This window comes from Streptomyces sp. NPDC055287, assembly GCF_053646035.1.
In genome coordinates this window covers 195790-221763 of sequence record NZ_JBSHNE010000010.1, presented here as the reverse complement: position 1 = coordinate 221763, position 25974 = coordinate 195790, and the positions used below count along the sequence as shown (strand labels likewise).

At 71.6% G+C, this 25974-nt stretch carries 23 protein-coding genes, 3 tRNA genes and 2 pseudogenes; 16 read left to right on the top strand and 12 right to left on the bottom strand.

Annotated elements, in window-relative coordinates:
- Nucleotides 1-2: 2 nt before the first annotated feature.
- The 4 genes from ACWIHY_RS18590 to fabF all read left to right on the top strand — a co-directional run bounded on the left by ACWIHY_RS18590 (nucleotide 3) and on the right by fabF (nucleotide 3602).
- On the top strand, nucleotides 3-923 hold the full coding sequence (locus tag ACWIHY_RS18590) for an ACP S-malonyltransferase (protein ID WP_454376708.1): 921 nt from the start codon (nucleotides 3-5) through the stop codon (nucleotides 921-923).
- Nucleotides 924-937: 14 nt separating this feature from the next.
- Entirely contained in the window at nucleotides 938-1942 is a 1005-nt protein-coding gene (locus tag ACWIHY_RS18585) for a beta-ketoacyl-ACP synthase 3 (RefSeq protein WP_454376707.1), read from the top strand.
- Between the two features lie 70 nt (nucleotides 1943-2012).
- The gene (locus ACWIHY_RS18580; protein ID WP_028811172.1) at nucleotides 2013-2261 is read left to right on the top strand and encodes an acyl carrier protein; all 249 of its coding nucleotides are present in this window, start codon (nucleotides 2013-2015) and stop codon (nucleotides 2259-2261) included.
- Between the two features lie 78 nt (nucleotides 2262-2339).
- Entirely contained in the window at nucleotides 2340-3602 is a 1263-nt protein-coding gene (fabF, locus tag ACWIHY_RS18575; RefSeq protein ID WP_454376706.1) for a beta-ketoacyl-ACP synthase II, read from the top strand.
- 81 nt (nucleotides 3603-3683) lie between these two features.
- Here fabF and ACWIHY_RS18570 read toward each other — a convergent pair whose 3' ends face one another.
- Nucleotides 3684-5168: an outer membrane protein assembly factor BamB family protein gene (locus ACWIHY_RS18570; protein ID WP_454376705.1), complete on the bottom strand. Its 1485-nt coding sequence runs from the start codon at nucleotides 5166-5168 to the stop codon at nucleotides 3684-3686.
- A gap of 84 nt (nucleotides 5169-5252) precedes the next feature.
- Complete coding sequence (locus ACWIHY_RS18565; RefSeq protein ID WP_028811169.1) at nucleotides 5253-5747, bottom strand: DUF3145 domain-containing protein; 495 nt, start codon at nucleotides 5745-5747, stop codon at nucleotides 5253-5255.
- Between the two features lie 306 nt (nucleotides 5748-6053).
- On the opposite strand from ACWIHY_RS18565, the gene ACWIHY_RS18560 reads away from it, so the two are divergent.
- Both ACWIHY_RS18560 and ACWIHY_RS18555 read left to right on the top strand, forming a co-directional pair.
- Nucleotides 6054-6968, top strand: coding sequence for an SGNH/GDSL hydrolase family protein (locus tag ACWIHY_RS18560; protein ID WP_454376704.1), 915 nt, complete (start codon nucleotides 6054-6056; stop codon nucleotides 6966-6968).
- Between the two features lie 19 nt (nucleotides 6969-6987).
- The gene (locus tag ACWIHY_RS18555; protein WP_454376703.1) at nucleotides 6988-7944 is read left to right on the top strand and encodes an aldose epimerase family protein; all 957 of its coding nucleotides are present in this window, start codon (nucleotides 6988-6990) and stop codon (nucleotides 7942-7944) included.
- Between the two features lie 132 nt (nucleotides 7945-8076).
- Here ACWIHY_RS18555 and ACWIHY_RS18550 read toward each other — a convergent pair whose 3' ends face one another.
- On the bottom strand, nucleotides 8077-10548 hold the full coding sequence (locus ACWIHY_RS18550) for a beta-glucosidase (RefSeq protein ID WP_454376766.1): 2472 nt from the start codon (nucleotides 10546-10548) through the stop codon (nucleotides 8077-8079).
- A 177-nt stretch (nucleotides 10549-10725) separates the two neighbouring features.
- Between ACWIHY_RS18550 and ACWIHY_RS18545 the strand changes: the two genes are divergently transcribed.
- Nucleotides 10726-11301, top strand: a complete 576-nt coding sequence (locus ACWIHY_RS18545) for a TetR/AcrR family transcriptional regulator (RefSeq protein WP_454376702.1) — start codon at nucleotides 10726-10728, stop codon at nucleotides 11299-11301.
- 52 nt (nucleotides 11302-11353) lie between these two features.
- Nucleotides 11354-12649: a pyroglutamyl peptidase gene (locus ACWIHY_RS18540; RefSeq protein WP_454376701.1), complete on the top strand. Its 1296-nt coding sequence runs from the start codon at nucleotides 11354-11356 to the stop codon at nucleotides 12647-12649.
- 108 nt (nucleotides 12650-12757) lie between these two features.
- On the opposite strand, the gene ACWIHY_RS18535 is transcribed toward ACWIHY_RS18540, so the two are convergent.
- Nucleotides 12758-13366 (bottom strand): LysE family translocator, encoded by a 609-nt coding sequence (locus ACWIHY_RS18535; protein ID WP_454376700.1) that lies wholly within the window; start codon nucleotides 13364-13366, stop codon nucleotides 12758-12760.
- Between the two features lie 58 nt (nucleotides 13367-13424).
- Here ACWIHY_RS18535 and ACWIHY_RS18530 point away from each other — a divergent pair, with 58 nt between their 5' ends.
- Nucleotides 13425-14156, top strand: a complete 732-nt coding sequence (locus tag ACWIHY_RS18530) for a carbon-nitrogen hydrolase family protein (protein ID WP_454376699.1) — start codon at nucleotides 13425-13427, stop codon at nucleotides 14154-14156.
- Here the strand turns inward: ACWIHY_RS18530 and ACWIHY_RS18525 are convergent.
- Both ACWIHY_RS18525 and ACWIHY_RS18520 read right to left on the bottom strand, forming a co-directional pair.
- Entirely contained in the window at nucleotides 14146-14949 is an 804-nt protein-coding gene (locus tag ACWIHY_RS18525; RefSeq protein WP_454376698.1) for an EI24 domain-containing protein, read from the bottom strand. The two genes, ACWIHY_RS18530 and ACWIHY_RS18525, sit on opposite strands and share 11 nt — an antisense overlap.
- A 4-nt stretch (nucleotides 14950-14953) precedes the next feature.
- Nucleotides 14954-15466 (bottom strand): GNAT family N-acetyltransferase, encoded by a 513-nt coding sequence (locus ACWIHY_RS18520; RefSeq protein WP_454376697.1) that lies wholly within the window; start codon nucleotides 15464-15466, stop codon nucleotides 14954-14956.
- A 260-nt stretch (nucleotides 15467-15726) separates the two neighbouring features.
- On the opposite strand from ACWIHY_RS18520, the gene ACWIHY_RS18515 reads away from it, so the two are divergent.
- Nucleotides 15727-18255, top strand: coding sequence for a M14 family zinc carboxypeptidase (locus tag ACWIHY_RS18515; RefSeq protein ID WP_454376696.1), 2529 nt, complete (start codon nucleotides 15727-15729; stop codon nucleotides 18253-18255).
- A 138-nt stretch (nucleotides 18256-18393) separates the two neighbouring features.
- Here the strand turns inward: ACWIHY_RS18515 and ACWIHY_RS18510 are convergent, their stop codons facing one another.
- Nucleotides 18394-18822: an organic hydroperoxide resistance protein gene (locus tag ACWIHY_RS18510; RefSeq protein ID WP_454376695.1), complete on the bottom strand. Its 429-nt coding sequence runs from the start codon at nucleotides 18820-18822 to the stop codon at nucleotides 18394-18396.
- Nucleotides 18823-18889: 67 nt separating this feature from the next.
- Nucleotides 18890-19909 (bottom strand): NADP-dependent oxidoreductase, encoded by a 1020-nt coding sequence (locus ACWIHY_RS18505; protein WP_454376694.1) that lies wholly within the window; start codon nucleotides 19907-19909, stop codon nucleotides 18890-18892.
- Between the two features lie 92 nt (nucleotides 19910-20001).
- Here ACWIHY_RS18505 and ACWIHY_RS18500 point away from each other — a divergent pair, with 92 nt between their 5' ends.
- Nucleotides 20002-20424: a MarR family winged helix-turn-helix transcriptional regulator gene (locus ACWIHY_RS18500; RefSeq protein ID WP_454376693.1), complete on the top strand. Its 423-nt coding sequence runs from the start codon at nucleotides 20002-20004 to the stop codon at nucleotides 20422-20424.
- A 167-nt stretch (nucleotides 20425-20591) separates the two neighbouring features.
- On the opposite strand, the gene ACWIHY_RS18495 is transcribed toward ACWIHY_RS18500, so the two are convergent.
- Nucleotides 20592-21590: an SCO2400 family protein gene (locus tag ACWIHY_RS18495; RefSeq protein ID WP_454376692.1), complete on the bottom strand. Its 999-nt coding sequence runs from the start codon at nucleotides 21588-21590 to the stop codon at nucleotides 20592-20594.
- A 112-nt stretch (nucleotides 21591-21702) separates the two neighbouring features.
- Here ACWIHY_RS18495 and ACWIHY_RS18490 point away from each other — a divergent pair, with 112 nt between their 5' ends.
- From ACWIHY_RS18490 to ACWIHY_RS18475, 4 genes and pseudogenes are all read left to right on the top strand, one after another.
- A complete protein-coding gene (locus ACWIHY_RS18490) occupies nucleotides 21703-22290 on the top strand; it encodes a hypothetical protein (RefSeq protein WP_454376691.1) in 588 nt (195 codons plus the stop codon).
- 153 nt (nucleotides 22291-22443) lie between these two features.
- Nucleotides 22444-23481, top strand: a complete 1038-nt coding sequence (gene mreB / locus ACWIHY_RS18485) for a rod shape-determining protein MreB (protein WP_454376690.1) — start codon at nucleotides 22444-22446, stop codon at nucleotides 23479-23481.
- Between the two features lie 68 nt (nucleotides 23482-23549).
- Nucleotides 23550-24290: pseudogene (locus ACWIHY_RS18480) on the top strand (GAF domain-containing protein); the annotation flags it as partial.
- A 180-nt stretch (nucleotides 24291-24470) separates the two neighbouring features.
- A pseudogene (locus ACWIHY_RS18475) lies at nucleotides 24471-24575 on the top strand (DUF6221 family protein); the annotation flags it as partial.
- Nucleotides 24576-25007: 432 nt separating this feature from the next.
- On the opposite strand, the gene ACWIHY_RS18470 reads toward ACWIHY_RS18475, so the two are convergent.
- The 3 genes from ACWIHY_RS18470 to ACWIHY_RS18460 all read right to left on the bottom strand — a co-directional run bounded on the left by ACWIHY_RS18470 (nucleotide 25008) and on the right by ACWIHY_RS18460 (nucleotide 25399).
- A tRNA-Ile gene (locus tag ACWIHY_RS18470) sits at nucleotides 25008-25081 on the bottom strand.
- Between the two features lie 167 nt (nucleotides 25082-25248).
- A tRNA-Asn gene (locus ACWIHY_RS18465) sits at nucleotides 25249-25321 on the bottom strand.
- Between the two features lie 5 nt (nucleotides 25322-25326).
- A tRNA-Asn gene (locus tag ACWIHY_RS18460) sits at nucleotides 25327-25399 on the bottom strand.
- 214 nt (nucleotides 25400-25613) lie between these two features.
- On the opposite strand from ACWIHY_RS18460, the gene ACWIHY_RS18455 reads away from it, so the two are divergent.
- Nucleotides 25614-25913, top strand: coding sequence for a YtxH domain-containing protein (locus ACWIHY_RS18455; RefSeq protein ID WP_454376689.1), 300 nt, complete (start codon nucleotides 25614-25616; stop codon nucleotides 25911-25913).
- Nucleotides 25914-25974 lie beyond the last annotated feature (61 nt).

Here is a 25974-nt window from a genome sequence, read left to right as displayed (position 1 = left end):
GGGTGCTCGTACTCGTCGCTCCCGGCCAAGGCGCCCAGACGCCCGGCTTCCTGACTCCCTGGCTCGACCTCCCCGGCGCCGCCGACCGGCTCGCCGCCTGGTCCGACGCCATCGGGCTCGACCTTGTCCACTACGGCACGCAGGCCGACGCGGACGCGATCCGCGACACGGCCGTCGCCCAGCCCCTGCTGGTGGCCGCCGGTCTGCTGTCGGCCACCGCCCTGGACGCCCGCACGGACGTCTCCGCGGTCGCCGGCCACAGCGTCGGTGAGATCACCGCCGCCGCGTACGCCGGTGTGCTCACCGAAGAGGCGGCGCTCGGTTTCGTACGCACCCGTGGCCTGGGCATGGCCGAGGCGGCGGCCGTCACCGAGACCGGCATGGCGGCGCTGCTCGGCGGTGAGGCCGAAGTCGTCGTCCCGCACCTGGAGAAGCTCGGCCTGACCCCGGCGAACGTGAACGGCGCGGGCCAGATCGTGGCCGCGGGCACGATGGAGCAGCTCGCCGCGCTCGCGGAGGACAAGCCCGAGGGCGTACGCCGCGTCGTACCGCTCAAGGTCGCCGGCGCGTTCCACACGCACCACATGGCCCCGGCGGTCACCGAGCTGGGCAAGGCGGCGCAGGATCTGGTCGTCTCCGATCCGGCCATCACATACATCTCGAACGCCGACGGCAGCACTGTCGCCACCGGCCCCGAGGTCGTTTCGCGCCTGGTCAACCAGGTCTCCAACCCGGTCCGCTGGGACCTGTGCATGGAGACCCTCAAGGAGCTGGGCACCACCGCGCTCATCGAGGTCTGCCCCGGCGGCACTCTGACCGGCCTCGCGAAGCGCGCACTGCCCGGCGTGCAGACCCTCGCGCTCAAGACCCCCGACGACCTCGACGCGGCCCGCGCGCTCATCGCTGAGCACGCGGCGCGATAGGAGCCCGAGAGAGCATGTCGAAGATCAAGCCCAGCCAGGGGGCCCCGTACGCGCGCATCATGGGTGTCGGCGGCTACCGTCCGACCCGTGTCGTGCCCAACGAGGTGATCCTCGAGACGATCGACTCGTCCGACGAGTGGATCCGCTCCCGCTCCGGCATCGTGACCCGCCACTGGGCGTCCGACGAGGAAACCGTCGCGGCCATGTCGGTCGAGGCGGCCGGCAAGGCGCTGGCCGACGCCGGGATCACCGCCGCTCAGGTGGACGGCGTCATCGTCTCCACCGTCTCGCACTTCAAGCAGACACCGGCCGTCGCGACCGAGATCGCGGACAAGATCGGTGCCAACAAGCCCGCCGCCTTCGACATTTCGGCCGGATGCGCCGGCTTCGGTTACGGCCTGACCCTCGCCAAGGGCATGGTCGTCGAAGGCAGCGCGAAGTACGTCCTCGTCATCGGCGTCGAGCGGCTCTCGGACCTGACCGACCTGGAGGACCGCGCGACGGCCTTCCTGTTCGGCGACGGTGCGGGCGCGGTCGTCGTCGGCCCCGCCCAGGAACCGGCCATCGGCCCGACCGTGTGGGGTTCCGAGGGCGACAAGTCCGAGACCATCAAGCAGACCGTTCCGTGGTCGGACTACCGCAACGGTGGCGAGGTCGCGAAGTTCCCGGCCATCACGCAGGAGGGCCAGGCGGTCTTCCGCTGGGCCGTCTTCGAGATGGCGAAGGTCGCCCAGCAGGCGCTCGACGCGGCCGGGATCACGGCGGACGACCTGGACGTCTTCATTCCGCACCAGGCGAACATGCGGATCATCGACTCGATGGTGAAGACTCTGAAGCTGCCGGAGCATGTCACGGTCGCCCGTGACGTCGAAACCACCGGTAACACCTCGGCCGCCTCGATTCCGCTCGCTATGGAGCGGCTCCTGGCGACCGGGCAGGCGAAGAGCGGCGACACCGCGCTGGTCATCGGCTTCGGGGCGGGTCTCGTCTACGCCGCGACGGTCGTTACCCTCCCCTAGGCACGTCCGGATCATTCCGGGCCTGCCGTCTTACCCAATTCCCTCTGCTCAACACCGAAGGAGCGCCACAATGGCCGCCACTCAGGAAGAGATCGTCACCGGTCTCGCCGAGATCGTCAACGAGATCGCCGGCATCCCCACCGAGGACGTCCAGCTGGACAAGTCCTTCACCGACGACCTGGACGTCGACTCGCTGTCCATGGTCGAGGTCGTCGTCGCCGCCGAAGAGCGCTTCGACGTCAAGATCCCCGACGAGGACGTCAAGAACCTCAAGACGGTCGGCGACGCTGCCGACTACATCCTCAAGCACCAGGCCTGATCAGGCCGCTCCTGTGTCGCCGCCCGGCGGTGGCGCCGTGAAAATTCAGCACCCTCTACACGTGGAGAAAGAATTCCTGTGAGCCCGACCAATCGCACCGTGGTCGTCACCGGTATCGGCGCAACAACACCGCTGGGTGGCGACGCCGCATCGACCTGGGAAGGCCTGCTGGCCGGACGTTCCGGCGTCAAGCCCCTGGAAGGCGAGCGCTTCGCCGAACTTCCCGTCCGTATCGCGGCCCTCGCGGCCGTCGACCCGGGCGATGTACTTCCCCGCCCGCTGGCCCGCAAGCTGGACCGCTCGGCGCAGTTCGCGCTGATCGCGGCCCGTGAGGCGTGGGCCGACGCGGGTTACACCGCGAAGGCGGGCGAGGACGAGAAGATCCAGCCCAACCGCCTCGGCGCGGTCATCGCCTCCGGCATCGGTGGCGTCACCACTCTGCTCGACCAGTACGACGTGCTGAAGGAGAAGGGCGTACGCCGCGTCTCCCCGCACACCGTGCCCATGCTCATGCCGAACGGCCCCTCCGCCAACGTCGGCCTCGAGGTCAACGCCCAGGCGGGCGTGCACACTCCGGTCTCCGCGTGCGCCTCCGGCGCCGAAGCCATCGGTTACGCCGTCGAGATGATCCGCACCGGCCGCGCCGACGTGGTCGTCGCCGGCGGTACGGAGGCGGCGATCCACCCGCTGCCGATCGCGGCCTTCGCCAACATGATGGCGATGTCCAAGAGCAACGACGAGCCCGAGAAGGCCTCGCGCCCGTACGACACGGGCCGCGACGGCTTCGTCCTCGGCGAGGGCGCGGGCGTCGTCATCCTGGAGTCGGCCGAGCACGCGGCCGCGCGCGGTGCGCGGGTGTACTGCGAGGTCGTCGGCCAGGGTCTGTCCGCCGACGCGCACCACATCGCGCAGCCCGAGCCGAGCGGCCGGGGCATCGCCACCGCCATGCAGAACCTGCTCGACGACACCGGTCTCAAGCCGGCCGAGATCGTGCACCTCAACGCGCACGCCACCTCGACGCCGCAGGGCGACATCGCGGAGATCAAGGCCCTGCGCCGGGTTCTCGGTGACGACCTCGACCACGTGGCGGTCTCCGCCACGAAGTCGATGACCGGGCACCTGCTGGGCGGCGCCGGTGGCATCGAGACCGTCGCGACCGTGCTCGCGCTGCACCACCGGACGGCTCCGCCGACCATCAACGTCGACGACCTGGACGCCGATGTCGACGCCGACATCGTGCGCGCCGAGCCGAGGGCGCTGCCCGAGGGCACGATCGCCGCGATCAACAACTCGTTCGGCTTCGGCGGCCACAACGTGGTGCTTGCCTTCCGCTCGGTCTGATCCACGACCGCACCCAGCCGAAAGGCCCTGCCGGGAAGCTCCGAGCTTCCCGGCAGGGCCTTCGTCGTCCCTGACGCGAGCTCAGCGCACGGCGAAGAGGGGCGGTTCTCCGTCGGTGTACCGGTTGACGACCACATAGCCGTCACGGACGGCGAGCATTTCGGCGTCGATCGAGACCGGCGCCTCCTTGCCCAGCGTCGTCTTCTTCGCCACCGCTCCGTCCTTGGCGGGGTCGAGCACGACGACGTCCGAGCGGGGCCATCCGGAGGTCAGCACCGCCACCCGGCCGTCCTGGAGGGTGAGGGCGCCGATGGGGCCGAGTTCGCCGCTGCGCCACAGCTCCCTGCCGTCCGCGATGGAGAATCCGGCGACGTACTGCGGCACATCGTCGCCCGGCTTCTGCACCGCGGCGACCAGCGTGTCGCCCGCCACGAAGGGGCCCTCCGCCTTCAGGTCGCTGTCGGACCGTCGGACGTCGAGATCGCCCGAACGGCCGGAGAACGGCACGGCCCCGCGCACGGCGCCCCGCTCGTCGAAGGCGAGGACCGCGCGGACACCCTGTTCGTCGGTCTCCTGGAAGCCGATCACGGCCGGCTCGACGGAGTACACATACGCGGTGCTCGCGCTCTCCACCGGCAGCTTCGTGACCCACTGCTCCTTTCCGGTCCGGGTGTCCAGCGCGAGGAGCCGCGCGGTGACAACGCCGTCGTCCTTGGCCGGCGGGCACTCCTCGACGACCACGGTGCGGGAGGCGCTCGCACGCACCGCGAGTGTCTTGCAGCGCTCCGGCACCGGCCGCTTCCACCGTTCGGCGCCGGTCTCGGCCGATCGGCCGCGTACCGCCGCGTCCTCAGCGGTGACGGCGGTGGCGCCGCCCAGCGCGATGCCTGCGCCGACGCCTTCGCCCTTGAGCGTCTGCTTCCACAAGGTCGCGCCGTCGTCGAGCCGGACGGCCGCGAGGGTCGTGCAGGGCTTGTTGTGGCGCCCGTAGGCGACCAGGCCGATGCCCTTGGACGGATGCGCGCTCTGGGCGCACACGGACTCGCGGACCGGCGCCGTGACGTTCCACCGCTCCTTGCCGTCGCGTACGGCGTGGGCGGCGAGGCCGTCGGTACGGACCCGGACCACGGTGTCGCCCACGGCCCAGCCGCGCAGTCCCTTGGCGGCGGCGGCACTGGCCGACGGGGCCTGCCAGGCGATGTCCAGCCGTTCGGCGGCCTTCACCGGCGATTCGACGCGCATCTGCTCACCACGAAGCCACTGATATCCGAACATGCCGGGCAGCAGGCCGGCCAGCATTCCGGTGACCACGGCGGCGACAGCGGCCCACCGGCGCAGCGCCGCCGCCCCCAGCGCCTTGCCGGTGAGCGCCAGACCGAAGAGGGAGAACACGAAGGCCAGGACGAGTACGGCGGGCAGGCCGTCCGGGCACTCGTCGCCGCCGCACGAACCCCCGCTCTCCCGGACCAGCGCGGTCCAGCCCAGGGCATGGAAGACAACGGCCCAGCACAGCACGACCGAGGACAACACAACGGCGGCCACTTTGGCCGCCGGTCGTATACGCACAACCGACCCCTCACACGTGGTGCACCGCGTGGTGCACTGTGGGGCGGAATGTATCGGGGCGGCGAGCGGGCGCGGTCGGGAGGGTCAGACCACTTGGTGCAGCCAGCGCACGGGGGCGCCCTCGCCGGCGTATCTGAAGGGTTCGAGTTCGTCGTCCCACGGCTTGCCGAGGAGCTTGGCGACCTCGGCCTCCAGGTCGGTCTCGCCGCCCACCGAGCGGGCGAGAGCGGCGCGCAGCCGGTCCTCGGGGATGAGGATGTCGCCGTGCATTCCGGTGACGGCGTGGAAGATGCCGAGGCCGGGTGTGGAGCTGTAGCGCTCGCCCTCGGCCGTGGGACAGGGTTCGGCCGTCACTTCGAAGCGCAGCAGATGCCAGCCGCGCAGGGCGGAGGCCAGTTTGGAGGCGGTGCCCGGCTGGGCCTGCCAGGAGAACTCGGCTCTCCAGGTGCCGGGCGAGGCCGGCTGTCTGATCCAGTCGAGGTTGACCCGCACACCGAGTACGCCCGCTACTGCCCATTCGACGTGCGGGCACAGCGCGCGCGGTGCGGAGTGAACGTACAGAACTCCACGTGTCGTCACCGGGACCTCCAGTGTGGGACGAGGTTCGCCTTCCCCAGCGGCCTCGCGCCCGTACCGCCTCTTCCCGGTCGGCTCCCGAGGTTGTCAACAGTAAACAGCATCGGGAGTTAATCTCCTGAAAAGGGACAGTATGTGACGTGATGTAATTTACCGGAGCCCCGGATGGGCGAAGGGCTGCTGGTTCGACGGGGAAAAACTACCGTGCGGCGGCGTCCGGCGGGTGACGTACTGTCGGTCCGGGGGGCCGTGGACACGAAGCTTTCACTCGCCAGGACGCCAGTACGACGCCACGGAGGGGATCAGGGGATGCGGGTACGCCGCCGCGCGCACCGCTCACGGGCCGCCGTCGCCACCGCGACGGCGGCGCTGCTCGTCATGCTGGGCGCGGTCGCCGGGTGTGACACGGGGGACGACACGGACCCGGGCGGTTCGCCGGCCGCCCGTCGGCCCTCCCCGAGGCCCACGCCCGACTGGGACCGCAGCCCGGCGTCCATCGCCGCTGTCGGGGACTCCATCACGCGCGGTTTCGACGCGTGCACGGTACTCGCGGACTGCCCCGAGGTGTCGTGGGCGACGGGCACGGACGCCACGGTGCGGAGCGTGGCGTGGCGGCTGCTCGGCGCGGCGGGCGCGGCCGGGCGCACCTGGAACCATGCCAAGTCGGGGGCCCGGATCGCCGAGCTGCCGGAGCAGATGACGCGCGCGGTCGCGGACAAGCCGGAGCTGGTGACCGTCATGGTGGGGGCGAACGACGCCTGCCGCGACGACGTGTCGCACATGACATCGGTGGCTGATTTCCGGACGTACTTCGAGACATCGGTGAAGAGGTTCCGCAGCGAGCTGCCCACGTCGCAGCTCTACGTGTCGAGCGTGCCGGACCTCAAGCGGCTCTGGTCCGAGGGGCGCGGGAACGCGATGGGCAAGCAGATCTGGAAGCTCGGGATCTGCCAGTCGATGCTGGGCTCGCCTGACGCGATGGACGCGGCGGCGGTGGCGCGGCGGGACGCGGTGCAGGAGCGGGTCGTCGCGTACAACGAGGTGCTGAAGGACGTGTGCGGGAAGGACGCGCGCTGCCGGTACGACGGCGGAGCGGTCTTCGAGTTCCGCTTCTCCGGCGACCAGTTGAGCCAGTGGGACTGGTTCCACCCGAGCAGGAACGGGCAGCAGCGGCTGGCGGAGATCGCGTACCGCAACATCACGGCCGCCGAGCCGCCGGCGTAGTCGCATAGGGTTTCCGCTCATGAACGCGGAACCCTCGGAACCTTTCGGCACGCTCGACGACGGCACACCCGTGCATCGCTGGGTCCTGGAACGGGACGGGGTGGTGGTGCGCGTGCTGACGTACGGCGGGATCGTCCAGTCGGTGGAGGTGCCGGACCGGGACGGGCGTACGGACGGTGTCGCGGTCGGGTTCGACAGCCTCGCCGGGTACCTGGACTGCCCGGGGCCGTACTTCGGGGCGCTGGTCGGGCGGTACGCGAACCGGATCGCGGGCGGGGCCTTCCAGCTGGACGGCCGCACATACGCGCTGGCGCGCAACGGCGGCGCGCACCATCTGCACGGCGGCGGGCGCGGCTTCGACAAGCGGGTGTGGGACGCGGAGCCGGTCCCGTACGGCGTGCGGCTCTCGCGGGTCAGCCCCGACGGCGAGGAGGGCTTTCCCGGGCGCGTCGAGGTCTCGGCGACGTACACGCTGGAGGAGGGCGGGGCGTTGCGGATCGCCTACCGGGCGGTGACGGACGCGCCGACCGTGGTGAACCTGACGAACCACACGTACTGGAGTCTCGGGGGTGGCCGCCCGAACGAGCTGCGACTCGCGGCGGGCGCGGTGACGCCGGTGGACGGTGGCGGGATACCGACCGGGGAGATCAGGCCGGTGGCCGGGTCGCGGTTCGACTTCCGCGAGGCGCGGGTGCTGGGCGGCGGGTACGACCACAACTTCGTGCTGGACAAGGGTGTTACGGGCGGCGCCGAGGTCGTGGGCGAGCTGTACGACCCCGGGTCGGGGCGGGTGGTGACGGTCGCGACGACGGAGCCGGGGGTGCAGGTGTACACGCCGGACGGGTTCGACGGGGTCGCCCTGGAGACCCAGCACTTTCCCGATTCGCCGAACCGGCCGGAGTTCCCGCCGGTGGTACTGCGGCCGGGCGAGGCGTTCGAGTCGGTGACGGTGTACGGGTTCGGGGTGCGGGGGTAGGGGGCGGGGTGACGGCGGCCCCGGCGGATGCTGGCATGTCCTCGAATGCCGGAGGGACCGGACAGTCGCGGCACCGTCCAGCCCCTCCGGCGTTCGAGGACCGGGGTCTGGGGGCGGAGCCCCAGCAGGAGCTCAGCCCTGGAGGTCCAAGGTTGCCGTCAGGCGGGTGTCCGTGAGAGAGCGGCCCGTGCGGACCTCGTACTCGCCCGGGACGAACGACCACTCACCCGCCTTCTCGTCCCAGATCTCGAACGCACGCCCCGGCAGCGCGATCTCGGCCTCCGCGCACTCCCCCGGCCCCGCCACGACGCTGCCGAACCCCGCCAGCCACCGCGCCGGCCGCTCGACCGGGTCCGCCTGCGGGGCCAGATAGACCTGGACGATCTCACGGCCGGTGCGTGAACCCGTGTTGCGTACGCGGACCTTGGCCGTCGACCGGGTCACCTCCAGGGACTCGTACTCCCAGGTCGTGTAGCCCAGGCCGTGACCGAAGGCGTACGCCGGTGCGACGCCCGCCCTGTCCCAGGCGCGGTAGCCGACGAACAGCCCCTCGTCGTAGCGCAGTTCGCCGTCCGTCGGCACGACCTCCGACACCGGCACGTCGGTGAGGGCCACCGGCCAGGTGGTCGGCAGCCGCCCTCCCGGCTCCTCCGCGCCGAGCAGCACGTCGGCGAGCGCAGCACCGCCCTCCTGGCCCGGGAACCAGCCGAGCAGCACCGCGGCCACGTCCTCGCGCCACGGCATCTCCACCGGGGAACCGGAGTTGACGATCACGACGGTGTTCGGGTTGGCGGCGGCCACCGCGCGGACCAGGTCGTCCTGACGGCCCGGGAGGCGCATGTCCGTACGGTCGAAGCCCTCCGACTCGACCTGTTCGGTCGTGGCGACCACGACGACCGCCGTGCCGGCCTCCCGCGCCGCATCGACGGCCTCGGCGATCAGCTCGTCGGCGTCACGCCGTGGCGCCCCGTGCAGGAACGAGAACATGACCGCCGGGAGCGGGGCGTCGTCCCGCGCGTCGACGGGGTGGGCGAGCGAGACCTCCACCGGCTCGCCCGCGGTGAGGCGGACCCGCCCGCGCTCGGCCGGTGCGCCGAAGAAGGCCTCGAAGGGGTCTGAGGCGTCGGACATCGGCTGGACGCCGTCGTAGAGGACCTCGCCGGCGACGGTCAGCGTGAAGACGCCCAGGCCGCGCGTGCCGAAGGCGTGCTCGCCGCTCTCGCGGGGGGTGAAGGTGCCCTTGACCTCGACGCTGTGGAGCGTCCGGTGCGTGACGCCGTCGGGCAGGTCGTTGCCGATCCACTGAACCTGCCCGCCGGGGAGCGAGCGCGTACCGATGATGTCGCCCGCCGCGTCGCGGCAGAGGGCGTGGAGGGTGAATCCCTTGTCGGCAGGGCTGAGTTCCTCGCTGGGGTCGGCGCCGACGGCGTACGTCAGCACGGAGTCCGGCAGTGCGGCGGCGAGTCCGTCGAGAGGGGCGACGACGCGCTCGGGGAAGACGGTGGCGGAGCCGCCGCCGAGGACGCGCGCGTCGCGGGCTGCCGCGCCGATGAGGGCGAGCTTGCGGAGCTTCGTGGGGTCCAGCGGCAGGACGCGGTTCTCGTTGCGCAGAAGCACGAAAGCGCGGCGCGCCACCTCGCGGGCCAGCGCCTGGCCGTCGACCGCTTCCGGCAGTGCGGTGACGACGGGCGGGGCGCCCTCCAGGATCCCGGCGCGGGCGGCGAGCCGCAGGACGTTGCGTACGGCGTCGTCGACGACGGACTCGTCGACCTCGCCCGACCTGACCGCGCCGGCCAGCGCGTCGCCGTAGACCGTGGCGGGGCCCGGCATGGCGACGTCGAGGCCGCCTTCGATGTCGCCGGTGGTGGAGCGGGCGGCCATCCAGTCGGAGACGATGCAGCCGTCGAAGCCCCACTCGCCGCGCAGCACCTCGTTCTGGAGGTAGCGGTGCTCGGTCATGGTCACGCCGTTGACCTGGTTGTACGCGGCCATGATGCCCCAGGGGTGGGCGTTCTTGACGATGGCTTCGAAGGGCGCCAGGTACAGCTCGCGCAGGGGGCGCGGCGCGATGACGTTGTCGACGGTGAAGCGGTCGGTCTCGGCGTCGTTGGCGACGAAGTGCTTGACGGTGGTGCCGACACCGCCGTCCTGGACGCCGTTCACATAACCGGAGCCGATCTCACCGGTGAGGTACGGGTCCTCGGAGTAGCACTCGAAGTGCCGGCCGCCGAGCGGCGAGCGGTGCAGGTTGACCGTCGGGGCGAGGAGGACGTGCACGTCCTTGCGGCGGGCTTCCTGGGCGAGGAGGCGGCCGGCGCGGCGGGCGAGTTCCGGGTCCCAGGTCGCGGCGAGCGCGGTCGGCGACGGCAGCGCGATCGACGGGTCGTCGGCACTCCAGCGGACTCCGCGCACGCCGACCGGGCCGTCGGACATGACCAGGGACTTCAGTCCGATCTCGGGGAGCGCGGGCAGCGACCACATGTCCTGGCCGCCGAGCAGCTTCGCCTTGGCTTCGAGGCCGAGCTTGCCGAGGGCCGCTTCGACGGCTGCTTCGCGCGCCCGGTCGGCGGCGTCGGTGCCAGTGGTGTCGTTGGTGCCGTCGATGCCCTGGGGGGTGGATTCTGCTGCCACGGCCGTACCTCCTCTTTGAAGTCCTGCTGTGTCTCTCGTCCGCCCATCGTCACTCGATTACCTGTAGAACGGTAGGGTTCGTTATTCTTTCGTGATTTACGGCATGGCGTACCGTCCTGCCAGCAAGGTCGAGGGGAAGGAACCAGCACGATGGCCAGGGCCAGGAGCGAGGAGCGGCGGGCGGAGATTCTTCGCGCGGCCCTCGAAGTGATCGCCGAACGCGGCTACCGGGGGGCCTCGCTGGGTGCGGTCGCCGAGCGCGTCGGCCTCACCCAGCAGGGGCTGCTCCACTACTTCCCCACCAAGGAGCACCTGCTCGTCGCCGTACTCGAGGAGCGCGACCAGTGGGACACGGGCGGCTCCGGGCGCAGCGCCGGTGCCTGGCGGCTGGACCTGCTCGACTCGCTCGTGGAGTACAACGCCATGCGCCCCGGTGTTGTGCAGACGTTCTCCGCGCTGCTGGGCGAGAGCGTCACCGAGGACCACCCGGCGCGGGAGTTCTTCACCCACCGCTATGTCCAGGTCCGCGGCGGCATGGCGGCCGCCCTGCGCGCCGAGTACGGCGACGCGCTGCCCGGCGGGCTCACGCCCGAAGAAGCGGCGCCGCTGCTGGTGGCGGTCATGGACGGGCTCCAGTACCAGTGGCTGCTCGACCCGCAGTCGGTGGACATGCCGGCCGCCTTCCGTGACTTCCTCTCCCTGCTGCGACGCTCCCCCGCCCCGTAGCGCGAGTCACAGGCGTACCGGGATACTGCCGCCACCCGACGGAAGGATCACCGTGTCCCCGATACGCCCCGCACGTCCGACACGTCCGACACGCCCCCGGCGCACCGCACTTGGCATCGCACTGCTGACCCTGACGCCACTTCTCGGGGCGCTGCCCGCTGTGGCGGCGCAGCCGCAGGCGGTGGCTCCGGCGACCGTCGAGGAGCAGCGGCTGGAGCGGGCCGTACCGCAGGAGATCCTGCGGCGCAGCGGATTCGACCCGGTGGCGCCCGACTTCGGCCGGGCGCTGCGCGAGGCCGGGTCGTACGCCGCTGCCGAGCGGGCCGTCGTACGGCACGGATCGCGCCTGTGGCAGCGGGCCGTCGACCGGGTGCAGGGGCGGGGTCCGGCGGGCGGGGACCTGAGCCGGGACGACGACCGGCCGCTGTACTGGGCGCGGCTGGGCTTGACCCGCGAACTGCGGCAGTGGCAGGCGTCGTTCGGGCTGCCGGACGCGGCGCGGGCGAAACTGCTGGACCGGCTGGAGCGGTCCTCGCGCGGCCAGGACTCGATCCGCTTCCCGGCGAGGAGGGCGGCGGCAACGGGGGCGGCGGGCAAGGGCGTCAAGCGGTTGCTCGTCACCGGCTTCGACCCGTTCACGCTGGACCGGGACATCCGGATCAGCAACCCGTCGGGCGCGACGGCGCTAGCGCTGGACGGCACGGTCGTACGGACCGCCGACGGCCCCGCACGGATCGAGACGGCCGTCTTCCCCGTCCGGTGGCAGGACTTCGCCGACGGCGCGGTCGAGCGCACCCTGCGCCCCCATCTGCCGCACCTCGACCTCTTCACCACCGTGAGCCAGGGCAGGGTCGGGCGGATCGACGTCGAGCGCTACAACGGGGCCTGGCGCGGCGGCTTCGGGGACAACGACAACGTCTCGCGCCAGGAGACCGTGCCCGTGAGTGACCCCGCCTCGCAGCCGCAGTGGACCACGACCACGCTTCCGTACCAGGACATCGTGGCCGCCGCCACCGGCCGCTTCCCGGTGTACGACAACACGTCGGTGACCGAGATTCCGGCGGGCGGGGCCGCCCCCGTGGTCCGGCCGGACGGCCCGACGGCGGGCTCGACCGCCCGCGCCGGCGGGGGCGGCGACTACCTGTCGAACGAGATCGCGTACCGCGCGACCCTGCTGCGCGACCGCCTGGGGCTGGGCGAGCTGCCCGGCGGGCATGTGCACACGCCAGTGCTGCAGTTCGGTGCGGGCAACACGGCCGAGGTGACCGATCCGGAGTTCGTACGCAACCGGCTGGACATCGTCGCGCAGGTACGGGCGATCGTCACCGTGGCCGCGGGCGCGCGCTAGGGGGACGTACGGCGGGCAGTGGGAGTCCGCCGCGCCGGCGGGGCGAGGGCTCCGGACAGCGGCCTCCTCGCCGGCGCTCCCCGCACGGGCCTGCGAAGGGGCCGCGGCTCAGCGCGCGAAGCCCAGCGTGACGCCGAGGCCGACCAGTACCGACCCGATCGCGCGGTTGAGGGCCTTCTGGCGGCGCAGCATGACCGCGCGCAGCCGGGAGTCGGAGAAGAAGAGCGCGACCGCGCCGAACCAGCCGAAGTGCGCGGCCGACATGAACAGGCCGTAACCCGCCTGCTGCCACAGCGGGGTCTCGGGGCCGACGACCTGGGTGAAGGTCGACACGACGAAGAGCGTCGTCTTCGGGTTGAGGACGTTGGTGAGGAAGCCGGAGCGCAGCGCGCCGAGCGGCCCCAGTTCCGGCTTCGATTCCAGGTCGACGGTGAGGTCGGAACGGGCGATGAAGGTCCGTACGCCGATGTAGACGAGGTACGCCGCCCCCGCCAGCTTGATCGCGGTGAACAGCTCGGTCGACGAGGCGATCAGCAGCCCGACGCCGAGCATCGTGTACGTCACGTGGACGAGGACACCCGCGGCGACTCCGGTGGCGGCGAACAGGCCGGTCGTACGCCCGTAGAGGCAGCTGCTGCGGACGACCATCGCGAAGTCGGCGCCCGGGCTGATGACCGCGAGGAGGGTGATGACGGCTACGGCTATTACTTCTGTCATAGGGCGATGCTTGCCGCCGCGCGTCGGCCGATCAAGGCGTATGCGGATAATGGTCCGCATGTTGGTCGCAGCGGCGCAGTTCACGTCCGAGCCCGGTGCCGTCGGCGCGAACGCGCGCCGGACGGCGGCGTACATCCGGGAGGCAGCCGGACGCGGAGCCCGCGTCACCGTCTTCGCCGAACTCGCCCTGACGGGGTACGAACCGGAGCTGATCACGCAGGACCCGTCGCTGCTGGTCACGCCCGGCGACCCGCGCCTGGAACCGGTCCGTACGGCCTGCCGCGAGACGGCCACGGCGGCCGTCGTCAACTGCCCGGCGCCCGCCACGGACGGCGGCGGCCGCCCCGCCATCGCGTCCTTCGTCTTCGGCCCGGACGGGACGCTGCTCACCCGCTACGACAAGCAGCATCTGTACGAGAGCGAGCGCGAGGTCTTCGTACCGGGCACGGGCGACGGGCGGTTCGAGCTGGACGGTGTGCGGTTCGCGCTGGCCACATGCTTCGACAGCCACTCCCCGGAGCTCGCGGAACGGGCCGCCTCCGACAAGTGCCTGATCTACCTGGCGAGTTCGCTGTACGGGAAGGGAAACGGCGAGCGGCAGCGCGCCGCCCTCTACCCCGCGCGAGCGAAGGACCACGGGCTGTACGTCGTCCTCGCCAACCACGTGGGACGGGCGGGACCGTACGACGGCTGCGGGCTGAGCGCGGTGTGGGGCCCCGGCGGTACGGCGCTGGGCGAGGCCGCGGCGGACGAGGCGGGCCTCGTCCTGGCCGACGTGCCTATGCCGTAGCGGGCGGCATGGCCGCCACGTCGCCGACCACGTGGTCCGCGTCCGCCGACGGCTCCTCCAGCAGGTCACGCGCCATCAGCGTCGCGCCGGCCACCGCGCCCGGCATCAGGAAGACGGCGACCAGCGGCACGAGGAACGAAAGGGTGAGCGGGACTCCGAAACCCAGCGTGAGCAGGCGGCGCCCGCGCAGCAGGGTGAGGCGCTGCTTCAGCTCTACGCCGCGCCGTTGGAGCGCCACTGCCGTCAGCTCGTGCGCGAGGAAGAACCCGGAGACGCAGAATCCGATCACGGGGACGACGGTCTGGCCGATGACGGGGATGAAACCGCAGGCGAAGAGCAGGACGCCGTACAGCACCACCCGGGCCAGGACGCGCACGCTGTCGCGGGCGGAGATCCACAGCTCGCGGAGCAGCGGGAGGCCGGACTCGGGGGCGGTCCCGTCGGGGGACACCGAGCGGTCGACCCGCTCGGAGAGCTCCTCGTAGAAGGGCTGGCCGACGAGCAGGGTCACGGCGGTGAAGGTGATCACCGCGAGGAACAGCGCCAGGGCGAAGAGCAGGGCGGTCAGCGCGCCCCGGAAGAGGCCGAGCCAGGGCGAGCCCCAGTCGTCGGCGAACGGCGTGGCCCACGCCGTGAAGTCGTCGGCGCCGTAGACGAGCCCTACGAGGGCACCGACGTACAGCACGAAGGTCACCAGGCCGGGAAGCAGTCCGAAACCGTAGGACTTGCCGTGCCGGCCGACCCAGCGCTGGCCTTTCATCAAGTAACCGAAACCCACCCCGAGATCACGCATGCGGTCAGCCTATCCACTGGCCGAGGCGGAGCTCGTACCGCGTACCCGGTCGGCCGTCCAGCTCGATGTCACCGGCCGGGACGAAGCCGGAGCGGGCCAGGACGGCGCGCGAGGCGGGGTTGTCGAGCGTGGTGGCCGCGGTGAGAACGGTGAGGCCGTAGTCGGTCGCGGCGCGTTTCCGGATCTCCCGCACGGCGGCGACGGCCAGGCCGCGGCCGGCGGCGCGTTCGGCGATCCGGTAGCCGAGATCGGCGCTCCCGTCCGTGACGTCGACCAGGTTGACGCGTCCGAGTACGGCGCCGTCGTCGTCCAGGAGGACATGGAAGTGGCATACGCCGGCGTCCTGCTCGGCGAGGAGGGCGGCGTGCCGGGACGCGAAGCCGGTGAAATAGTCGTCGCCTCGGTCGGGCACGGACCGCGCGAAATAGGCACGGTTCTCACGCTCGAAGGCGAGAAGGGCCGGGGCGTGATCGTCTCGCAGACGCGTCAGGTGTACGGGGAGAGGTGAGGTCGGCACGGGTGGACGGTACAAGGCGCGGGCAGTCCCGTCACCCCCGGGGCGACCCACGGCAGGCGCTCACTGGACGATCCGGAGGCTTTTCCGCGCGCCACCCCCACGCCACTGCGCCGGTGGGGGTCGGCGCTCAACGCCCTCTTGTCGCTGCGGGATTCAGCAGGTAGACCCTGCTTACCGATCTTCTCTGATCGCTTCCGACGCACCCGGAGACACGCATGGGCACAGGCATACCGAGACCCCTCCTGATCACCACGGCCGTCATGACGAGCACACTCCTGCTCTCCCCCGTCGCCGCGACCGCCCAGCCGGGCCCTCCCGGCGCCGACGGGGACGGTGCTCACCGGGAGCGCGCCGCCGGGCAGGGGCAGGCGGCGCGCACCCCGGCGGGCGCCGCCGCGAAGGCGCTCGAGGCGGGCGAGGGGTCGTCCGGGCTGCGAAAGGGCGGCGGCTATCCGCGCCGTACGCACCTCACCCCGCCCGCGCCGGATCCCACCGACAAGTCCATCAAGCTGGGGCTGACGCCGTACCACTCCATCGCTCCGAAGCTCAACGAGTTCCAGAAGCTCGGCGACCGGGTCAGCGTCGAGGTCGCAGGGCGGTCGGCCGGCGGGCATCAGCTGTACCTGGTGACCGTGACCGCGCCGGAGAGCGACCGTGAGGCGCGCGAGCAGGAGCGGATGCGGGAGCTGATCGAGAACGCGCCGGGGACCGCCGCGAAGGACCGGCGTATCAAAACCTCCTACAAGGCGCCCGTCTTCATCAACAACAACATCCACGGCAACGAGTGGGAGGGCACGGACGCCGCCCTGGAGCTCATCGGGGAACTGGCGAAGGCGAAGGACCGCGCGACCGCCGGTCTGCTGGCGAAGACCCGTATCCACTTCAATGTCACGGCCAATCCCGACGGGCGGATCGCCGGCACCCGCGCCAACGCCAACGGCTTCGACCTCAACCGCGACTTCATCACCGCCACCCAGCCCGAGGCGCGCGCGATCCGGCGGATCGCCATCGACAAGCAGCCGGCCGTCATGATCGACCTGCACGGGTACGTCAACGGCACGCTCATCGAGCCGACGACCCCGCCGCACGGCGAGAACTACGAGTACGACCTCTTCCTCAAGAACTCCTACGCCAACGCGCTCGGCATGGAGCGGGCCGTCAACGGCCTCGGCTACACGGCGGCGAAGGACGGCGTGGAGCCCGCCGTCATCCCCTTCCGCGACCAGCAGGAGGGCTGGGACGACTGGCCGCCGATCTTCACCCCGCAGTACATGCCGTTCCAGGGCGCGGTCGCGGCGCACACCATCGAGTTCCCGATGCAGGTCAACAACCGCGCGTACGACACCCTTCCGACCGCCGAGCTGCGCCGCAGGGCCGCCATCAATACGGACATCGCGGGCGCGGCGATGCGCGCGACGCTCGACTACACGGCCGAGAAGCGGTCCTCGGTCGTCGCCGACCAGATCGAGACGTTCCGGCGCGGCGCGGCGGGCGCCGCGCAGGTGCCGGTGTCGGAGGAGACCGTGCCGGGCGTGCCCGGCATCGGCCCCGAGGACGTCTACACGACGGACTTCCCCCGGGCGTACGTCGTCCCGGCGGGCCGGACCCAGCGCTCCGCGACGGCCGCGGCCCGGCTGGTCGACCACCTTGTCGCCAACGACGTGCGCGTGGAGCGCGCGCGCCGGGACTTCCGGCTCGGCGGACGGTCGTACGAGGCGGGGTCGTACGTCGTCGACATGCGCCAGCCCAAGCGCGGCCTGGCCAATGTGATCCTGCACGAGGGCCGGGACATCAGCGCGGACGTCTCGACGATGTACGACATCTCGGGCTGGAGCCTGGGCCTGCTGTGGGGCGCGAGCGTGGAGAAGGTGCGCACCGCTCCGGGTGGCGTGGACGTTCCGGGGCGTACGGTCCGGGCCGCGTCACCGACGGGCTACGTCGCTCCGCGCGGCGCGCTTCGGCTGCGGCTCGACGACCCGAAGGAGCTGGCCGCGCTGAACTCCCTGCTCGCGGACGGCGTTCAGGTGCGGCGTACGGCCGACGGCAGCGCGCTCGTGCCCGCCTCGGCGCGCAAGAAGGCCGCCGCGCTCGCCGGCCGGTACGGCGTCGCCTTCCACGCCACCAAAGCCAAGGGTGTGGCCGCGCTGCACCGCACACGGGTCGCGGCGGCGGTCACACCGGGCGAGCTGTTCGCGCTGCGGGAGATGGGCTTCGAGGTGCTGCCCATCTCGACGGCGGCGCTGAACGCGGGCTTCGACTGGGCGAGGGCGGACGTGCTGTTCGTGTCGTCCGGGATGGAGTACGGGAAGCTCGACGCGGCGGCGCGCGGCGCACTCGACGCGTTCCTGACCGGTGGCCGTGGCGTGGTCGGGCGGGGCGCGGCGGGAGCGGCGTTCAACTCCGAAGCGGGCCTGCTGGCGGCGAAGCCGGTCGAGGGCAACGGGGACGCCAACGGCGTCGTCCGGGTCGTCAACGCGGGCGGCGCCGTGTCCGGCGGCGCGCCCTCGCACACCTTCGTCTACTCACCGATGTGGTTCACCGACCTCGGCCCGGGCGTGCGCGTCGACCAGTCGTACGGCGCGGGGAACCCGCTCGTGTCCGGCCACTGGCGCCCTGCGGAGGGCGGCAGCGGCGGTCCGCTGGACGCGGCCGGAGAGGCGGCTGTGGTGAGCGGTACGTCGGCGAAGGGCGCGGGCGTCGTGCTGTTCGGTACGGAGCCGCTGTTCCGCGCGCACCCGAAGGGCGCTTTCGCGCAGGTCGGACGGGCGCTGATCCACTCGGCGGGCTGAGCCCGGAGAAACCCTCGGCGGGGCCTGTCGTAAGGAGACACGCCCTGCCGGGGAGGGGCTCCGCGCGACCATGACGAAAGGCCGCAACCCCGTGTCCGGGGTGCGGCCTTTCAGGTCACACGACGTGACGCGCCCGGATCAGGCGACAGCCAGCTCGACCTTGATGTTGCCGCGGGTCGCGTTCGAGTAGGGGCACACCTGGTGCGCCTTCTCCAGCAGATCCCGGGCGGTCGCCTCGTCCACGTTCGGGATGTGCGCGGTGAGCGCGACCTCGAGACCGAAGCCACCGTTCCCGTTCGAGCCGATGCCGACCTTCGCGGTCACGGTCGAGCCGGAGATGTCCGCGTTCTCCTTGCGCGCGACCACGCCGAGCGCACCCTGGAAGCAGGCGCTGTAACCAGCGGCGAAGAGCTGCTCCGGGTTGGTGCCGGCGCCGCTGCCACCCATCTCCTTCGGCGGGTTGACGACGACGTCGAGCTTTCCGTCGTCCGACGTCACACGGCCGTCACGGCCGTTCTCGGCGGTGGCGACAGCGGTGTACTTCACGTCTATGTCGAGAATGGTCATGCTGAGGTATTCCTCCTGCGTTGTTCGCCGCGACTCGCGCCCACGACCGCGACGGCTGGTGGCGAGCCTATCGGGTGAGCGAAACGATCATCTTGCCGGTGTTCTCGCCGCGGAGCAGACCGACGAACGCGTCGTAGCCGTTCTCGATGCCCTCGACGACCGTTTCGCTGTACTTGAGCTCGCCGGAGCGGATCCAGCCGGAGACGTCCTGGACGAACTGCGGCTGGAGCGCGGCGTGGTCGCCGACCAGCACACCCTGGAGCCGCAGCCGCTTGCCGATGATCAGCGCCATGTTGCGCGGACCGGGCGTGGACTCCGTGTTGTTGTACTGCGCGATCATCCCGCAGATGGTCGCGCGGCCGTGCACGTTCAGTGAGCCGATCGCCGCTTCGAGGTGGTCACCGCCGACATTGTCGAAGTAGACGTCGATGCCGTCCGGCGCGGCCTCGCGCAGCTGCTCCGCGACCGGGCCGTTCTTGTAGTTGAAGGCGGCGTCGAAGCCGAGGTCCTCGACGAGGTGCTTGACCTTCTCGTCGGAGCCCGCCGAGCCGATGACGCGCGAGGCGCCCCGGAGCTTCGCGAGCTGGCCGACCTGGCTGCCGACGGCGCCGGCCGCGCCGGAGACGAAGACAGTGTCGCCCTCCTTGAAGGAGGCGACCTCGAAGAGTCCCGCGTAGGCGGTGAGGCCCGGCATGCCCAGGACGCCGAGGTAGGCGGAGAGCGGCGCGAGCGAGGCGTCGACCTTCGTGGCGTGCTGGGCGGGGACGTCGGCGTACTCGCGCCAGCCGAGGCCGTGCAGGACGTGGTCACCGACGGCGAAGCGCTCGTCGCCGGAGGCGATGACCTCGCCGACCGCGCCGCCGTCCATCGGCTGGTCCAGCTTGAAGGGCGGGACGTACGACTTCACGTCGTTCATGCGGCCGCGCATGTAGGGGTCGACCGAGAAGTGGAGGTTGCGGACCAGAATGCGGCCCTCGCCCGGCTCGGCCACCGGGGCTTCACGCAGCGCGAAGTCCTCGGACTTGGGCCAGCCGTGCGGGCGGGCGACGAGGTGCCAGGAGCGGCCGGTCGTGGGCAGTGCGGTCATGCGGGTGCGACCTCCTTGAAAAGCTTCAGGTACTGAAACAACCATGCTCCTGGATATTTAAGATTGTCAAGTAAATCGGTAGCATGGGGTGCATGGCCTCTCGCACAGACCCTCTGACCCTCGAAGTCGTCGAACTCATCGGCGAGGTCGTCTCCCGCTACCATGAGGAGTACGACGAGGCGGCGGCCGAGCACTCCCTCACCGGCGCCCAGGCGCGCGTACTGGGTCTGCTCTCCATCGAGGCCATGCCCATGCGGCGGATAGCCAGGAAATTGAAGTGCGAGCCGTCGAACATCACCGGGATCGTCGACCGGCTGGAGGCACGCGGCCTGGTGGAGCGGCAGCCCGACCCGGCCGACCGGCGGGTCAAACTCGCCGCCGTCACAGAGGACGGGCGGCGGACGGCGGCGAGGCTGCGCGAATCGCTCGACTTCGCGCGCGAGCCGCTCGGCGAGCTCTCGGAGGACGAGCGCACGGCACTGCGCGACCTGCTGAAACGGATGCTCGGGCACTGAACGTCGGGGGGAGCCGGCGTCGGGTCCCCCGGCCCTCGGACGCGTGGATCCTCAAGTCCCCGGATCGTGAGGTCCCAGGATCGTCAGGTCCCTGGATCGTCACGTCCCCGGATCGTCAGGCCCCCAGGCCGGACCCGGGACCGGGAGCGGGCCTGACCGGCACCGGGTCAGGTGCACCACCACAGGAACCGGTCACACGCCTCGGTCGGCGTGGGCTCCGGCGTCGGCTCGGGGTCCGGCGCCGGACCCGGGTCCGGCGAGGACGCCGGCGGCGGGGCCGGGGCCGGCGGCGCGGGCGCCGGGCCGGAAGACGCGTCGCCCCCGGGCTCCGACGGGGAGCCACCGGGCGCCGACGCCGGGTCCGACGCCGTGGCGTCGGCGGATTTCGTGGCCTTCGCCGATGCGGACTTCGATGCCTTGGCGGACGGCGAGCTGCTGTCGGAGGCGGAGGCCGAGGCGGACGCGCTACTGCCCGAGGCCGACGGATCGGCCTCCGCGCCTGCGGTCGCGCCGACACCGGCGGTACCCCCGCCATCGGTCGCGGTCGGCGCGTCCGGGCCGCCCTCCCCTTCGCCCTCGTCCTCGTCGTCACCCTGCAGGGCACCGGACACCCAGCCCTCGCCGGCGGACTCCGTGGCGAGCTCGGCCAGGCTCAGCGCGCTGCCGGCCAGCACCAGGCCCATGCAGACGAGGACCAGCTTGCGGCCCTTGCGCCGGTGCGCCCTGCGTGCGGTGCGGGCCCGCTTCGTACGGCGTGCGGCGCGGCCGGGACCGGCCGGTCCGGACGACACGCCGTCTTCCTCGTCGGCCTCGTCGTCCTCGGCGCCGTCGGCGTCCTGGCTCACCTCTTCGTGACCTGGGTGACCGCGCTGCTCCTCCTGAGGGTCATGGACCTCGGGAGCACGGTGAACCTCGTGGACACCCTGTACGGCCTGGACGTCGTAGGCACCGTGGCTGTCGTAGGCACGGTGGCCGTCGTAGGCACCCTGGTCGCCGTAGGCACCGCCGTGGACGCCGTAAGCGTCATGAAGGCCGTCGTGACGCGGGGCGTGGTGTTCCGTGGGCGCCTCGGGGGCGGCGTGGCCGAGTGCACCGACGGGGGCTCCGCATCCGGCACAGGCCAGCGCGCCGTTGAGGTGCCTGCGGCAGGAGTAGCAGTAGTCCATGGCGCCCGCAGGCTATGCGTCCCAGGGTCAACATCGGGAGCCGGATCTGTGAGGATCTTGTGTGGAAGCGTGTAGTCCGCGGCGTGTCAGCAGAGCGGGGCAGGATGGACGTATGCATACGGGCACGCATCAGGGCAGGCATCCCTTCGGGCCGCTCGAATTCCAGCTGGTGCTGCTGCGCCGGATGGCCGACCACCAGCCCGACCTCGTCGAGGACGCCCGCCGCGAGCTCGGCGTGACCCTGGCGGAGATGCGCGAGGCCAATCGCCGCTGGCAGGCCATGCTGCGTTCGCCGCGGGCGCGCGGCTCGGTGGCGCGCTACCGCTCGGTGCTCGGGCCGCCGGAGACGTCCGTACGCCGCAGGATCGGCGACCTGGAGTGCGACGCCCTGACCTGGCCGGTGCCGCTCTGGCCCGGCCTGCTCTTCGAGGTGCTGACCGCGCCCGGCGGCATCGCGTGGAACGAGTGGCTGGTCCGCGCCCCTGGCGCCCCGGGCCCCGAGCTGCGTACGGCCTGTGACCTGCGCCCGTGGTCGTGCACCGTCGACGAGGTGGCCCGCGCCTTCCCGCCGGCTCGCCCGATGGAGGGAACGGCGCCCACCCGGTGGCGGCTCGCGCTGACCCTGCCCGACGGCAAACCCTGCGTCGCGGAGTTCACCTGGGGGTTGTTGCAGCGCGTGGGGTTTCCTGACGGCGCATGACATGGGCCGCACCGGCCCGTACCGCCTCCTGGCAGGGCGTCAGCTCGTACGCCCGACCGGCTCACTCAGCGCGCGCGCGGCCACCGGCCCCCGCACGATGCGTAACAGGACCCGGCACCCGCCGGGCCGTCAGCGCTCTCGGGAGAACCTGCCGTGACCGTCAGTCTTGAGCAGTTGCGCCGTTGCCATATCGCCGTCGATCTCGGGGCCGCCAGGACCCGGGTTTTCGTGAAGGGTGTGGGGCTCGTCGTCGACGAGCCGAGTGTGGCCGCCGTGAACACCCGCACCGGCGCGCTCATCGCCGTCGGTGCCTTCGCCGAACAGATGACGGGCCGTACGCCCGACTACATCCGCGTCGTACGCCCCGTCTCCGGCGGCACCGTCGTCGACATCGAGATGGCCCAGCGCATGCTGCGCCACCTCATCGGGGAGAAGCTCCGGCGCCAGCTCCGCCGCAAGCCGCGGCTGCGCGCCGCCGCCTGTACACCGCACGACAGCGACCCGCTCGCCCAGCGGGCGACCGTCGAAACGCTCATCGGCCTCGGCGCGCGCCGCGTCGAGCTCGTCGACACCCTCATCGCCGCCGCCGTCGGCTGCGGGCTGCCCGTGGAACAGCCGTCGGCCACCATGATCATGGTGTGCGGGGCGGCGGCCACCCAGGTCGCGGTGCTCTCGCTCGGTTCGATCGTCACCGCCGAGCGCATCCCGATCGGCGGCAACGCCATCGACCACGCGGTGATCCAGCATCTGCGCCAGGAGCACGAGCTGATGTTGCCGAGCCAGTCCGTACGCCCCCTCCAGCTGGCGCTCAGGGGCAACGGTCTGACGGCGGAGGGCCCCGCGTCCACCGAGATCCACGGGCGGGACGTGGCCACCGGCCTCGCCCGCTCCGTGCACGTCGACACCGCTGCCGTGCGCCAGGCCATCCACACCCCCCTCACCGCCGTGCTCGACGGCATCGGCAAGGTGCTGCGCGACTGCCCGCCCGACCTGGTCGCCGACCTCGCCGACCGCGGCATCATGATGGTCGGCGGCAGTGCGCTGCTGCCCGGCCTCGATCAGATGCTGCGCGACGCGACGGGCATGCCGGTGCACATCGCGGAGCGGCCCGACGTCTGTTCCGTCCTGGGGCTCGGGGCGATGCTGGAGGGCAAGATCCAGCCGATGAGCCTCGACCCGATCAGCGGCTGAGCAGCGCGGCGCGTACGGGGCGGCGCGTGAACCCGGAGCGCGGCGCGGGTGTGCCGCCCCGGCTGCTGATGCTGCTGGAGGCCGTGATGAGCGTCGGCTCCGACCCCGAGCGGCACGCCACCCTCCGTCGACGAGGAGACGCGTGAGCACATCGAGCGCGTCGGGCGGCTGCCGGACGCGCGCGCCGGCCTGATTCTGCCACCTGCTGCGGGAGCCGCGCCCGCTGCTCGTCCAGGACAGGTCGGCCGGCATTCGCTCGGCCGGCCTGCCGCCCGGGCATCCCTCCATGAAGTCCTTCGTCGGCGTACCGATCCGGGTGCACTCGGAGGTGTTCGGCGTCTCTACCTGACCGACGAGCGGGAAGCGGACGACTTCACCGCGGACGACCTGGCTCTGCTGCGGGTGCTCGCCTCGCAGGCAGGAGCGCTGGATCGAGGGTGCCGCCGCCTGCGCCGCCGCGCTGCTGACCGGCGAGAGCGCCGAGGACGCGCTGATGACGGTGGCCGAGCAGGCGCGCGTCCTGGCCGACGCCTCGGCAGGCGTGGTACTCCAGCCCGCCCCCGAGGGCGGCATGGAGATCGTCGCCGCCGCCACCCACGACGACCCCGCCGACCTGATCGGTACGGTCATCGAGCCCGGCAGCCCGGTCCTGGAGCAACTGCTCGGCGGGGAGTCGGTGTTCATCGAGGACTCGGCGACCGACGCCCGCATGACGACGCCGGTACGGGCCCGCCTCGGGCCGAGCATGATGCCGCCGCTCCGCAGCGGGCGGCAGGCTGATCGGCACGCCGGCCCTCCCCACTCACCGCTGGTGCGAACATCCAGGCATGAACGAGGACTTGATCGCCTCCCTGCGGGCTCGGCCGGACGAGGACCAGGAGATCGCCCAGAAGGCGTCTGCCCGTCAGCCGAAGGGTGACCTGTGGGCTCGACGACTCCGATGCGAGTGACGTACGTGCAGCCAGCGGCCTGGGAATCACCGGCCGCTCGTGGCCGCACGCGGGCGCCACATCGCCCGCCATGCCCCGGCCCGAGTCCTGGCTGACGTCGCGGCAAAGCGGCGGATCATCGACACGTACAGCTCGGCACTGGCGGAGCGGGAAGACGTCAGCGTGCGAATCCGCGGAGCGATCAAGGAAGACGCGGACCCGTTCGGCCGACTGCATCGGCGCCAGAGCGAGTTGATCGCCAAGCTCACGGCCCTCGGCCCCGTCGTTCGTACGCTCGCCCCGCCATGCGCCGCCCCAAGCCCAGCTGACCGGCCCCGTACGCGGCGACCGGACCGGAGGGGCGCACCATCACGCGGCAGTGGAGTGATCCGCCGTACGCATGGCCGGCGGCGGCGTGGCAGCGCGCACAGCGGCCCGACTCACGTGACCCGCGGCTCACGCCGACGCGGGGATTCGTCTTCCTCGCACCCCGGGCGTGACGCCCGCAGCGGCGATCTCCAGAAGCAGAAAAGGCCCCCACAGTCGTGGGGGCCGCGCGCTCTCGCCGGTGAAACGTTTCTTCAGCTGGAGCTTGAGTGGGGCGGGTGGGACTCGAACCCACGGCCGACGGATTATGAGTCCGCTGCTCTAACCGGCTGAGCTACCGCCCCTAACGGCGCGTCGCGCACATTTGTGCGCGCCGTCTGCCGCAGCATAGCCGCTCATACGATCTCCTGCCTCGGGTGGTCGGCTACGCATGACCATGAGGACTGCGCTGCCGCCTGCGCGGTTGCAGGAGATATGAAAAAGGACCCCTGAGGGGCCCTCTTTCTTGCCGCTCCCCCGACTGGACTCGAACCAGTAACCCTCCGGTTAACAGCCGAATGCTCTGCCAATTGAGCTACAGGGGATCGCGCTCCCCCGACTGGACTCGAACCAGTAACCTGCCGGTTAACAGCCGGCTGCTCTGCCAATTGAGCTACAGGGGATTGCTGCGTTGCACCGAACGTACCCTCCGGATGGCGTCCCGGGGGGCGTGTGCTCGCTGCGACACATACATTAGCGCAAGCAGGGGGGTGCTCCGCCAATCGGTATCCCCCGGACTGATCACGGGTGCTCACGGGTAGGCGGCCAGCACAGCCCCGTGGTCCGAAACTCCCCCGGGTACCAGGGGACCGCCGACGCAAGAGAAGGGTGACAGCCATGCGCTACCGGCTCACATTCATCGCCGGACTGGCCCTCGGGTACGTACTCGGGACCCGCGCCGGTCGCGAGCGCTACGAGCAGTTGAAGAAGTCCGCACGCCAGGTCGCCCAGAACCCCGCCGTGCGCAACGCCACCGAGTCCGCCGCCCACAACGGCCGCGACTTCGCGGGGAAGGCGTTCCATACGGTCAGCGACAAGGTCGGCGACCGCATGCCCGGCTCCGTGACCGAGCGGGTGCGCTCCCTGCGCGAGCGCGGTCAGAGCGGCGAGGACGACTGGGGCACGACCAACACCTAGCCGAGTCCGGCACCCCGGCCGGCCCGGCATCCGAACCGGGCCGCGACATCCGGCCGGGTCG